General features: G+C 49.4%; 7 protein-coding genes and 1 tRNA gene. 1 reads left to right on the top strand and 7 read right to left on the bottom strand.

The window, feature by feature from the left end; all coding sequences use genetic code 11:
• Positions 1-73: 73 nt before the first annotated feature.
• The 7 genes from C7B65_RS15495 to C7B65_RS15465 all read right to left on the bottom strand — a co-directional run bounded on the left by C7B65_RS15495 (position 74) and on the right by C7B65_RS15465 (position 11,852).
• On the bottom strand, positions 74-5,473 hold the full coding sequence (locus tag C7B65_RS15495) for a trifunctional serine/threonine-protein kinase/ATP-binding protein/sensor histidine kinase (protein ID WP_073072604.1): 5,400 nt from the start codon (positions 5,471-5,473) through the stop codon (positions 74-76).
• Positions 5,474-5,592: 119 nt separating this feature from the next.
• Positions 5,593-6,618, bottom strand: a complete 1,026-nt coding sequence (locus C7B65_RS15490; protein WP_073072606.1) for an aromatic ring-hydroxylating dioxygenase subunit alpha — start codon at positions 6,616-6,618, stop codon at positions 5,593-5,595.
• Positions 6,619-6,639: 21 nt separating this feature from the next.
• The gene (locus C7B65_RS15485) at positions 6,640-7,605 is read right to left on the bottom strand and encodes an ABC transporter permease (RefSeq protein WP_073072608.1); all 966 of its coding nucleotides are present in this window, start codon (positions 7,603-7,605) and stop codon (positions 6,640-6,642) included.
• Positions 7,606-7,607: 2 nt separating this feature from the next.
• A complete protein-coding gene (locus tag C7B65_RS15480) occupies positions 7,608-8,672 on the bottom strand; it encodes an ABC transporter permease (protein ID WP_073072609.1) in 1,065 nt (354 codons plus the stop codon).
• Entirely contained in the window at positions 8,669-10,213 is a 1,545-nt protein-coding gene (locus C7B65_RS15475) for an ABC transporter ATP-binding protein (protein WP_223257397.1), read from the bottom strand. Before C7B65_RS15475 ends, C7B65_RS15480 begins: the two co-directional genes overlap by 4 nt.
• Before the next feature lie 172 nt (positions 10,214-10,385).
• Entirely contained in the window at positions 10,386-11,465 is a 1,080-nt protein-coding gene (locus C7B65_RS15470; RefSeq protein WP_223257398.1) for a BMP family protein, read from the bottom strand.
• Between the two features lie 314 nt (positions 11,466-11,779).
• Positions 11,780-11,852: transfer RNA gene (locus tag C7B65_RS15465), tRNA-Ala, on the bottom strand.
• 110 nt (positions 11,853-11,962) lie between these two features.
• Between C7B65_RS15465 and C7B65_RS15460 the strand changes: the two genes are divergently transcribed.
• The gene (locus tag C7B65_RS15460) at positions 11,963-13,054 is read left to right on the top strand and encodes a RuBisCO accumulation factor 1 (RefSeq protein ID WP_073072614.1); all 1,092 of its coding nucleotides are present in this window, start codon (positions 11,963-11,965) and stop codon (positions 13,052-13,054) included.
• Positions 13,055-13,192 lie beyond the last annotated feature (138 nt).

Genomic DNA, 13,192 nt, shown 5'->3' with positions numbered 1-13,192 from the left:
TGGCGATTTACCACCGCAGATGCTCGCGTCAAACTGAAGCGGCTTTATCCCTCAATTCAACCTTGACTCTCTACTAGAGGGGAATCTTGATTAGAAACATAGTTCCTTTCTCTGGTGCTGAAACACACGTCAATTGTCCAGTATGATTCTTTGTCACAATCTCATAACTGATGGACAATCCTAGTCCTGTCCCTTTACCTGCTGCCTTTGTTGTGAAGAAGGGAACAAACAGCCGTTCTTGTATTGACTCTGGGATGCCAAGTCCATTGTCGGAAATTGCCACCATCGCAAACCTGTCTTCTAGACGGGTGCTAATTTGGATGGTCAAAGAGTTTTGCGTTTTGAGTTGAGTCGGTTGTTCGCCCAACCCCTGCTGCTTGACCTCTACGACCTCTTCAAAGGCATCGATCGCATTTGCCAGTATATTCATAAACACCTGATTAAGTTGTCCAGCGTAGCAATTGACAAGCGGTAACTCACCATACTCCTTGATGACTTCAATGGCAGGACGGTCTGTTTGAGCTTTGATTCGATGCTGCAAGATTAGCAGCGTACTCTCTAAACCTGCATGAAGGTCAGCAGGTTGCTTCTCGGCATCCACTCGTGAAAATGTTCGCAGTGACGACATAATTTCACGAATCCGTCCAGTTCCTAATCGCATGGAAGCAATTAATTTGGGTAAGTCTTCCAGGAGATAGTCGAGGTCGATCGCTTCGCGATGTTGCTCAATCTCGGAAGGTGTGGAGTGTTGTTGGTAAAGGTCTAGATGTTCCAGGAGATCTTTTAAGTAGCCCTCTGCGTGTTGCAAGTTGCCTGAAATAAAGCTGACGGGATTGTTGACTTCGTGAGCAACCCCCGCGACAAGTTGACCCAAACTAGAGATTTTTTCGGTTTGGATCAGTTGCGCCTGAGTTTGCTGAAGACTCTGTAAAGACTGTTCTAGCTGGAGGGCGCGTTCTCGTTCGCGGGTTTCTGATTTTTGTAGGGCAGCATTAGCAGTTTGCAGCGTTTGATAGAGCGCAGCGTTTTCTAGAGAAACCGCAATTTGAGAAGAGAGCAGAGACAAGACTTGCAGGCGATCGCGAGTGAAAGCATGGGTTGTCTGGTTGTTTTCTAGATACAGCACTCCAAACAGTCCACCTTGATAGATCACGGGAAAACACAGAATTGATTTAGGCTGGTTTTCTAAAATGTAAGAGTCTGTGGCGCAAGCAGGCTCGATCGTCGCATCATGAATCAACAGCTTTTTTTGAGTGCGGGTCACGTAATGGACGAGGGATAGCGGTAAGGCTTGATTGAGCGCGATCGAAACCGACCTGAGAACAGTAATGGTTGCTTGTTCGCTTACGGCTTGAGCAGCGATCACGAGTTCGCTGTCTTTTTGTAAAAGCAGGGTGCCTTTTTGCGCTCCTGCACTCTCTAGCACCACACCCATGAGAGTTTCCAACAAGCGGTCGATCTCAATTTCCTGCGAAATCGCTTGCGAAGCTTTGAGAATCGTTGCCAAATCGAGGACTTGTGAACTACTCGTACTGGTTGAAGAAATATGGGTAACGGAGAATGTTTGATCAATCGAGGAGGATTCCCGCCCTGGCTGGTGAATCTCTTGGAGAAGTTGAGGATAGCGTTGTTCTAAATTTGCTAATTTTGCTCTAGCTCCCCAACCCTGGTAGAGATAGTAGGCATCAACTAGATAAGGTTGAGCAATTTTTTCTTTGCCTCTCGTTAGCCAAAATTTGGCAGCTAATTCATTTGCGAGGGCGCAGTCTTGAATGAATTCGTTAGCTTTTGCGGCGGCGATCGACTGATCGTATAATTCGATCGCGGTTGCTAAATCACCAGACAATCGAGCGAGTTCTGCATCGACTAGGAGATGCTGATGCAAAAAGTTCTCTGGACAGCTTTTTGCCCAAATTTGCATCTGCTGTTGATTAGTTGCCAACTGTTGCCAGTAGTCACCTTGTTCATTTGAAGTAGCGTCCAAGTACAACGCCGCTAGAGTCAAGGAGTGATAGAAATTAAATTCTGCTAACGAGATGCAGCCTGGAAAGTACTTTAATAAAGCTTCAGCTTCTTGAATGCAGCGGAGAGCTTCAGAGGGACGATCGTAGAGATACAAAACTTGCGCTTTAAAGATTTGGTAGAAACCAATTCCCGCAGAACTCGAACGCTCTTGACAGCCTGCCATAAATTGCTCTTCACTGAGATTCTCTGCGCTGAAATTTTTTGCTTTCGCTGATTGCAGGTTAGAGATAGCTAATTGGCACGCCATCAGCATATCTTTCACTAACTGATTGTTGGTCTGTTCAGCAAACTTAAAGTAGTCAGAAAACTTAGCAGTCAAAGACTCTAAATCTACACCCTGGTAGAACGAATTAATGACTTGATGCCCAAGGTTATACCCCGCGAACTGTAATTCTCCAGACTCTAACCCGGCTTGATATCCCTCCATAAACGTCACCGAATCTTCTTTAAGCGGTCTGACCCAATGATTGACTGAGCCACCGATTACCAGACAAACTTTACATTTCTCAGCCTGATCGTTGAACCTTTCGCTAATGTTGAGGCTGAGTTGACCAAATTCATAGCCCGATCGATAGTCGCCTAGCATTGAACCCAGAATCAAACCATACTCAGAATAGCCATAGGTTGATTCTGGAAGTTGACCATAATTTAGGGAGAGATTCACCAGCTTCATCACTGCAATCAGCCAGAGATCTTGATTGGAAAAGTAGGTGGGCGCTCCTAGTGCCATCAGCAGTTTTGCGGCTGCTTTTTTCTCTGGAATGACCATCTCTGGCTCATTGATCAGCGTTGCGATTTGCGTTCCAGCTAAATGGGCTTTTGCGTTCTCCAGCTCACTGTTTAGCGCTGTTTCTAAATTCGACTCAGGCAAATCGATTCCTAATAGTGATAACGCATCCCGTCCAGCTTGAATCGCTTGATCATACTGTGCTTGCAGTGTGTGAAGAACAATCAACAGCCGATAAATTTCTGTCTTTTCAATGACTGATCTTGCTTTCGTTAAAGTCAAATCAATCAGTTGCTTCGATTGTTCACCGTTGCCGATTAAATATTCAATTTCTGCTTGTTCTCGATGGATTGTAAAGGTTAAATCATAATGCTCTGACCAAGCAACTTCGGTTAAGTTTTTTCTAGCTTGCGTGAGATATTCGCAGGCGGCTGAGTAGGCGGCTGCACTTTTTGCTTTTTTGCCTGCCTGCAAGTTTAAGTTAGCTAACTCCAACTGTTCAGCCGCATCTGTGATCAGCGTCTGACCCACATTGAGATGTCCAACAAGTTCAAAGACTCGATCGCTACGTTTAATTGGAGTCATTTTTGCGAACAGCAGTCGTCCGATTTGTAGATGAACAGACTGCTTTTGACTCTCATCAATCAGCGCATAGGCAGCTTGTTGAACCCGATCGTGGAGAAATCTGTAGTTAAAGTGAACTAAACTCGCATCGTTGCCTATCCGAGAAACTTCTGGTTCGGAGGCTGGTACAATCAATCCTTCTAGCGCGGAGACAAGGGTTTGAGCAATCGCTGAGATAGGCTCTGAACAAATGGTAGAAAGGGTTTTGAGGTCAAAGCAATTGCCAATGCAGGCAGCAAACTGGAGAACTTGTTGAGTGGTAGACGGCAGCTTTTTGAGTTTGCCAATCATCAATTCCACGACATTATCGGTGATGTCGATCGCTTCAATATCAGCAATATTCCACTGCCAATCTTTCTGATTGAAGTCGAATCGTAGCAGTCTTTCTTGATAGAGCGTTTTGAGAAACTCGTTGACAAAAAATGGGTTGCCCTCAGTTTTTCGCATCACCAAGTCTGCTAAAGGTTGAATGGCTGTGACGTGGCTGTGCAATGTCTCTGCAATTAGGTGCGTGACCTGTTCACTCGTCAAGGGAGCAAGCGTGATTTGATGGGGGAAAATTGAGCATTGTTGCAACTCCTCCAGCAAGATCATGAAGGGGTGGGCAGAGTTGACTTCGTTATCGCGGTAGGCTCCGATCAAAAGCAGGTGGCGAGTTTGTTCATCGGTTAGCACGACTTTAATCAGCTTTAAGGTTGCAGAATCTGCCCACTGTAAATCATCGAGAACCATTACCAGCGGATGCTCTGGCTGACAAAAGACCCGAATGAAGTTTTGGAAGACCCGATTAAAGCGATTTTGCGCCTCGGTAGGTGCAAGGGGCACGATCGGGAGCTGTGAGCCAATAATTTGTTCTAGCTCAGGAATCACCTCAATCATCACTTGAGCATTGGCACCCAAAACCGCCGTCAGTTTTTCGCGCCATTGATTGAGTCGGGCTTCGCTCTCGGTGAGCAGTTGCCGCATGAGCGACTGAAACGCGCCGACGATCGCTGAATAGGGAATGTTGCGTTGCAGTTGGTCAAACTTGCCGGAGATGAAATAGCCGCGTCGCTGCACAATGGGTTTATAGACTTCTTGCACCAATGACGATTTGCCGATCCCAGAGTAGCCAGACACCAGCATAAATTCGCTGTTTTGACTGTGAGTGGTGCGATCGAAGGCTTCTAATAACCGTTCAACTTCAGCGTCTCGACCATAGAGTTTTTCTGGGATTTGAAATCGATCGCACTGATCCTGTTGTCCCAACAAAAAAGGAGTAATCTTCTGGTGAAGCTGCCATTCTTGCTGACAAATTTCAAGATCATGCTGCAAACCAGAAGCACTCTGATAGCGGTCTTCTGCCATTTTTGCCATCAGTTTAAGCACGATCGCCGATAGCATAGTGGGAATGGCGCGATCGAGATCCGTCGGCGAAATGGGCTGCCTTGCTAGGTGACAGTGGACGGCTTCTAGGGGATCGGCAGCTTCAAAAGGGAGCCGCTTTGTCAACAGTTGATAGAATGTCACCCCCAACGAATAGAAGTCGGTGCGATAGTCAACGCCGCGATTCATCCGCCCGGTTTGCTCTGGCGACATATAGGGCAGTGTCCCTTCTAACCCATCAGGACTGGTCAGCACCTGCGTCTCTTTGGGTAAGAGCGAGGCAATACTAAAATCAGTAATTTTGACTTGTTTAGTAGCAGGATTGATCAACAAGTTCGCAGGCTTGATGTCTTTGTGAATCACCCGCTTCTGATGGAGTTCGGACAGAATTTGGGCAATTTGAATCGCGATCGCCAAAAACTCGCTCAAATCCAGCAAGTGATTTTTGCAGTAATCTTTGAGGGAAAGGGCACCAAAGTCTTCTAGTATGAGCGCTAGAACGTTGCCCGACGATTCTAGGCTATAGGGACGGACAATGCTGGGCAAATTGAGATCAGTTGCCAGGATATACTGTTTGCGAAAAATCGCGAGTTCTCTCGGTGTCGAGTTTTTATTTTTAAGAAGCTTGATGACGACAGGCTTTTGGTCTACTGATCGTTCTCCCCGATAAACCAAAGTTTTAGAGCTTTCGTAGATTTTTTCTGTAACTTGGTATCCAGAAAGTTTCAACATGATCGTTCTTGGGAAGAGAGGGACATCTAACAGTTAAGGTTTAGCCTTCCCCAAGAAACAGCTTAACCATCAGGCTGTTTAGTGATTAACACGATCGCTTTCAACTCAAACCGCATCTATTACTCGATCGCGCCATACTTCAAGCCCAGTTGTTTGAGCCATTGGCGATAAGCCAGAGAAGCCCGATCGCTTGGTAGGTGAAACTCGGCTTGCAGATCCAACGGCAGACGCTTGGGATTATGAGACTCTAAATTGGCGACATCTTGAAGAATGACTTTATCCTGGAATGCCACCATTTCTGCCTCTGGAATATCGTGGGCATAGTTGAGCGCGCCCCACATCCAACTCAGACATTCTTCTTCACCGATCGGCGTGACGCAATAGAGCAAAACCATGTAGTTGCCATCAACCGTCTCTTTGCGAAGCGATGCCGTTAAGGGGCGGAGTGCCCAATATTCGTAAGATGCGATTCCGGCTTGCCCAGTGCCATCGGGGTCAGGTTGCCAGACGCGGATATCGTGCAGGTAAATGCCGTTCTCACTGGTTGAAACTTCGTAGTCTTCAATGACGGCTTGGTCAGGCTCTCCCAAAATTCCGGCATGAACAAACGGCAAATGCGCGACATCCAGAAAGTTCTCGATCGCTCTCAACCCACTACAGCGGCAAAAATGCGCTCCACTCAAATACGTGCGAAAGGTCGGATCGTCCCATTCGGGAAACGGGGTCACATCCTGCGGCGGATTGCCCAGTGAGACAAAAATTACACCATACCGCTCTTGGACTTTGAAGGATTTTACACACGCTTGTTTGGGTGGCACATAGTTGGGGTGAGCCGGGATGTTTACGCAGTGTCCTTGAGGGTCATAAGCCAAACCATGATAAGAGCAGACCAGCGTATTCTCAACGACTTTGCCACCAGAGAGCCTGACACTGCGATGGGGACAGCGATCTTCCCAGGCGGCGATCACCGCAGTATTTTCTCCTCGCCACAGCACCAAATCCGTATCCATGAGGCGCGATCGTAACAGCGTTCCTGGCTTCAAGTCTTGCGATCGTGCCAGAGGATGCCAGTCATCCAACAACACGCGATCGGTCACTTTGCCATTCGTTTGACTCGCCGAACCTGTTGAAACTGACTCAACCATACCGATCTCCAGAACAACACACTACCGCTCACCCTTGACATAAGGAATGCCCAAAGCAGCCGGAGCCGCACTGCGACCTGTTCTCCACAACAGCGCAACCAGCGTCAGCACATAGGGCAACATCAACAAAAACTCGTAGGGTATATTTTTAAAGCCTAATGCCTGAATGCGATATTGTAGAGCATCGGCAATGCCAAATAGAAGTGCCCCAATCATTGCCCCCCCTGGCTGCCACCGTGAGAAAAAGACGAGAGCGATCGCGATCCAGCCTCGCCCGGCGGTGATGTTTTCGGTAAAAATATTGAGTTGCACGACTGTCAACACGGCTCCGCCCAACCCCGCTAGTGCCGAACCCAGCATGACTGCGCGGTAGCGAATGTGATCAACCCTCAAACCAGACGTATCTACGGCAGCCGGATTTTCTCCTACGGCGCGCAGTTCTAGCCCCCAGTTGGTGCGAAACAAAAAGAACCAGCACAGAAAAACCAGGACTGCGGTGAGATAGACCATCACATTATGGTTAAAGAGAATGTCACCGACGATCGGAATGTCAGAGAACCCTGGAATCGCCCAGGAGTCTAATCCTTTCACCCGTGCCCCCGCCAATCCCGCATTTTGGCGAAACACATAGGACGTTAATCCCTGACCCAGCAGCACCAAGGTTACGCCCGTGACAACTTGATCGCTTCGCAGAGTCACAGTTAGCACTGCCATGATCCATCCCATGACCGCACCTGCCAATAAGCCTGCTGCCAAACCACCCCAGGCAGCGACGCTAATCATTCCGGTAGACTGCTCAATGCTGTGGGCCGTGATAAACCCCGCCAAACTGCCGACTAGCATCACGCCTTCTAAGCCCAGATTCATCACGCCCGATCGCTCGGTGATAATCTCGCCCAAAACTGCCAGCAGCACAGGCACCGCTAATCGGATTCCGGCGGTGAACAAAGCGACCCCAAAACTCCAAGTTAAGACTTGTGCCCACATGATTACAACGACTCCCGTTGGGCGATCGCCTGACCCGCCAACACAAACAACACCACGATCGCTTGAATCACTTGCGCGACTGAAGCCGGAATTTGTAGAACCACATTGAGCGACTGGGCACCGACCATCAAGGCAGAAAACAGCAGTGCCGCGACCACAACGCCCACAGGTTGACGTTGCCCCAACAGAGCGACCAAAATGCCACCAAACCCAAAGTTATCTGAGATGTCACCTTTGAGACGAGTGTAGGTGTAACTCACCTCAATAATGCCAGCCAGCCCCGCCAGTCCACCGCTGATCATTAAGGCAATCAGAATGCTGCGGCTCGTATTAATTCCTGCACATCGCGCCACGCTAAGACGCGACCCCACTGCCCGAAGCTGCAAACCCAGAGGAGTCTGCCACAGCAGAATGTAGACGACCCCCACCAGCCCAAACGCCAGCAGAACGCCCCAATGCAATCGAGTGCCTAAAAGCGTCGGAATTTGAGCATTGGCGCTAAACTGAGCCGATTCGGGTAGAAACCCATCGGGCTGTTGTAGGGGCACACGAGCCGCATATTGAACCAGCAGAATGCCAATGTAATTGAGCATCAATGTACAAATAATCAGATTCACGCCGCGTTGAAGGTGCAGCAATCCTGCAATGCCACTCCAGATCACGCCTCCTAAGATTCCTGCCATGAACATCAGTGGAATCAGCAACCCAGGACCCAAGTCTGGCAAGGCAAGGGCAACCACACTGCCGCAGAGTGCCCCAATGTAATACTGTCCTTCTGCACCAATGTTCCAGACGCGACAGCGAAAGGCGATCGTCATCCCCAACCCAATGATCAGCAAGGGAGTGGCTCTCAGCAGCGTTTCAGTCAATTGGCGACCTCCGCCAAAGGCACCCGCCAGCATCACGCCATAAGCTTGCAGAGGATTTGCCCCACTCAACTGAAGCAAAACGGCACCCAGCAAGAGTGCCAGCAATCCTCCTAGCAGTGGTGCAAGTGATTTCAGTCGCTTCAAAACCCCTGCATGAGTTAGCGCACTCCCTAAATTCAGAACTGATTCTTCTCTCATTCCTCATCCCTCGCGCGTTCTCTTTTTCCTGCCATGAGCAAACCGAGATGATGAATGTCCGCAGAGGCGCGATCGACTTCCCCCACGATCTCGCCTTCATATAAAACTGCAATGCGATCGCTCAGGCTCAAAATCTCATCCAGTTCGGTTGAGATCAGCAGAATTGCAGCCCCCGCGTCTCGTCGTGCCAGCAGTTGGGCGTAAACAAATTCAGTGGCTCCAATGTCTAACCCTCGCGTAGGTTGAGCTGCCAATAGCACTTGATGGTCACGGTTTAGCTCTCTTGCAAACACCACCTTTTGGGCATTTCCTCCAGAAAGCTTTCCGACCTGCGTCTTAACAGAAGGGGTGCGAATTAAATATTGCTGCACTAAATCAGTCGCGTGTTTGAGAATGTAGTTTATACGCAGCAGCCCTTTCCACTGAAACGGGGGATGCTGGACATCTTTTAAAACTAGATTTTCTGCAACAGAGAACTCAGTCAAGATGCCCATTGAGTAACGATCGGACGGAATGTGAGCCAGCTTTCCGGTCAACAAAATCTCGCCCCGATCAATCGCACGCAACCCGACGATCGCCTCTTCTAACTCTCGCTGACCATTTCCATCCACGCCTGCAAGCCCCACAATCTCACCTGGCTGAATGACTAAATTCAGTCCACGCAAAGCCGGGAGCTTACGATCGCTGATCACCCAAAGATTTTTGATCGCCAAAGCAGGAGGAGAAGCGCTTTGCGGTTTGTGGTTTGTGGTTTGCGCTTCGTCTTCTCGATTCCGAAACAAGCTCACTTCTCTGCCGACCATCATCTTTGCCAGCGATCGCTCAGTGCAGTCTTGAATGGCGATCGTGCCGACTGCTTGCCCATCTCGCAAAACCGTGACCCGATCACAAATCGCCATCACCTCATTGAGTTTGTGAGAAATGAAAACGATCGCCGTTCCTTGAGATGCCAGCATTCTCAACGTTGCCATTAATTCCTGCGCTTCTTGAGGAGTCAGAACCGCCGTTGGCTCGTCCAAAATCAGGATGTTTGCCTGACGGTAAAGGGCTTTGAGAATTTCGACTCGCTGCTGTTCTCCCACCGAAAGCTGCCAGATTTGAGCAGACGGATCAATGTTCAATCCATACTGGTCAGCCAGCCTCTGAAGGCGCAAGTTCAGCCTTTTTGGAGCTTCTCGCAACAGCGTTCGGTTTGAGCCTAGAACGATATTCTCAGCCACGGTGAACGGCTCAACCAGCTTGAAATGTTGATGCACCATGCCAATTCCAGCCGCGATCGCGTCTCTGGGCGATCGCAACCACACACGCTGCTCTTTTAACCAAATTTCTCCGGCATCCGGCTCATACAAACCACAGAGCAAATTCATCAAAGTGGTTTTACCTGCGCCATTTTCACCCAAAAGCGCATGAATTTCACCGGGTTTCACCTCAAAGTCGATCGCTCGATTAGCAATTACGCCCGGAAAGCGCTTGGTGATGCCACGCATTTCTACAGCTAGGGGAGAAGTCGATCGAGCAGAAATCATGGATTGCAAATACACGAATCGTACCCAGAGATTGGCAGAACTAACTTATGTACAATCCTATTTCAGTTGCAAGAGTGGAACAGGCTTCCAGCCTGTACGGGCAAGAGGCCCATTCCACCATTTATTTAGGATTGCTAGGGCGATGGGGATGCGAGCCGATCGACTCGCATCCCCATCGCTGATCAGCCTACTTCGGGACAAATGGAACGGTCAGTTCACCAGAAGCAATTTTGGCGCGGGTTGTCTTTAAAGCGTCAGCCTGCTCACGGGTGAGCTTGTTCTTAAACCCCGGTGCAGCTTCTACATCGATCACCCCGTCCGCGACCCCTAGCTTGTAATACCGATTGGCAAACTTTTTCGCTTGAATGTCTTCGATCATCTTGCTAAACAGCGGTTCTATCTTCCAGAGCAGATTGAGCGCCACCACTTGTGGACCGAGAGACGACATATCCCCAACATAGCTAGTCGCGTATCCTCCCTTAGTTTTGGCTGCCTCGATTTGCCCGATCGTGGGTCCTTGCCCACACCCAATCCAGAAATCGACTCCGGTTTCTGCTTGAGAGAGGGCTGCTTCTTTTGCTTTGGCGACATCATCCCAATTGCCGACTGCTGCACTGGTCAAAGTGGCATCAGGTCGCACTGTTTTTGCCCCCGCTAGCATTGCTTCACCCATCGAGTGGCAAACCGGGATGTCAAAGCCGTACAAAGCCCCTAACTTGCCAGTTTTGCTCAGTTTGGCTCCTATTAGCCCCACCAGGTAGGCACCTTGATAAAAGGGTTGGTCATAGTCAGCCACGTTTGCAGCCGTTTTGTTGATGCCGCCTGCCCACGCAAAGTTAACGTTGGGAAACTCTTTGGCAACCTTAAAGACGGCATCGCCATAGTTGAATGAATGGGCCACGATCGTGCCATATCCCGCCTCAGCATACTGACGTAAAACTCGTTCAGCATCCGCAGGAGAAACCGATTCAGAAACAGCCACATCCATGCCCTTTGCTTTGAGGGCTTGGGTCGCTTTAACGGCTTGCTGGTTCCAAGATTTATCGGTGGGAGATCCATTGATAATCAAGGCAAACTTGGCTGCTTTTCCTTTTGTGGCGTTAGAAGTCGCTCTTGATGAGCTGTCTGCGCTCATTGGGCTGTCTGAGGGAGAGTGAGAGGTCGTCGGCGTAGAGCTACAGGCGGATAGCATCATGAGCGGTGCCGTAAGCGCAAAACTCACTAATGCGTGTTCAAGAGAATGGAAGAAGCGTTTTGAGCTGAGCACAAAATATCTCTGAGACGCGAAGTTCATCGAATGCCTTAGAAGGATGATTGAATATTCCCCTGAGTCAACCCGGAAGTAAAGAGTTCGATTAGGATTATGTTAATCCTCTAGCCGTTCTAAAAATCCTGTTCCAGCTTTTGGAACAGGATCAGGGAATTTGAGTGCATGACGACTTTCGCCCAGATGAGTCAATTTTCTGCGACTTCAAGTACTCTGTGACATCCAGCGCCACCAGCCGATGCCCATCGAGCTGCTCATAAGGCTGCAACTATTAACCCCGCGTCACAAGATAGGAGGACAACAACGGACAAAAATGGAGCTAAGCGGGTTCGAACCGCTGACCTCTGCAATGCCATTGCAGCGCTCTACCAACTGAGCTATAACCCCTCATTGCGTATATTATCATGGCGTAACCCTGATTATCTAGTCAAGCAATCAATCAACTTTGATAAGCTGATAGACGTATCGCCCGCAGAATTGAGAGACGTTCGAGGCTTATGACTGAGACACCCCAAGAGTTGCCTAATTCCGATCGTGAGACGGCTCAGACCGAAGTCGATGCAGAAGCCCTATTAAAATCGCTGCGTCGCAAAGAGGGCAGTTGGATTGAGTGGGGTCAAGCATGTCAGACGTTACAAAAAGCAGGCTACAGCCCCCAAGCGATTTTTGAAGGCACGGGGTTTGAGCCGATTCAACAAAATCAAATCATCGTTGCGTCTCAGGTCTATGCCTCAATGATCAGCGCGGGTGTACCCGAAGCGGTGCAGACTCACTTTCGGCAAAAAGGCAGTGATTCTCTTTACGAGTTACGCATTCTCACCCAAGCCGAGCGAGCCGCCGTCGCTACCTTTGTGGTTGAAAAAGGGCTAGACGTGGATGAAGCGCGAGAAGTTGCCCGTGCGGTCAAAGATATTTCTCGGTTTAAACCGCCAGAGGAGTTTACGGAGCATCCGGGAGATGCGGTGGCTTTGCAGGTTTGGAAAAGCGCGAGAGAGAAAAGTGATTTGCAAGCACGATCGATTCTGATTGCTAAGGGGTTGAGGTTTGCTCACAGTGCGACTGCCCGTAAAAAAATCGAGCAATTGTTGACCGACTTTACCGTCACCGCGACGCGCCCGGCTCCGGGCTTGCCTGTTTATCGGTTAGAAACGGATGAAGATTTGCCTCGAATTTTGCCTGTGGTCGGGAAGTTGCCGCTCACCAAAGCGGACTTGCAAGCGGTTCCGATCGTCGAAGAAACCGGAGCCTTTCAACTCGTGCAGTTTTCTGGAACAGGGGCGTGGGTGCCGATTCCGGGATGGCAAGTGATTCGCACGGCAGAAGACCCGATCGTACTTTTGGGCGACAGCGATCAACTCCCCGCTCCGTTGCCCGGTGCGATCGGAGAAGTCGTGATTGTCGTCGATCGGGCCCAACGCCAGTGGAATGACCAGAGCTATTTTGTGATCGCAGAAGCCGAGCAGTTGCAGCTACGCTGGTTTACAGAATCGCCTGACGTGCCGTTACTGGGTCGAGTAGTGTTAGTCATGCGTCCTAAAAAGGTGCTGGATGAGGACTATACAAAAGAGCTTTGGCAGATTGATGAATAGATTCGCTCAGGATCGTGGATTAAATAACCTGTCAATTTTGTCATTAAATCTCTTGTTCGTCATGGTCGAGATTTTCGCCCCTTAAATCCCCCATTCATGGGGGACTTTGAGCCAAGATTCCCGGTTTCAAAGTCCCCC

Source organism: Phormidesmis priestleyi ULC007 (assembly GCF_003003695.1).
Classification (GTDB): Bacteria; Cyanobacteriota; Cyanobacteriia; order Leptolyngbyales; family Leptolyngbyaceae; genus Phormidesmis_A; species Phormidesmis_A priestleyi_A.
Note: the sequence above shows the minus strand (reverse complement) of the source record. Positions and strands in the feature narration are given on the sequence as shown.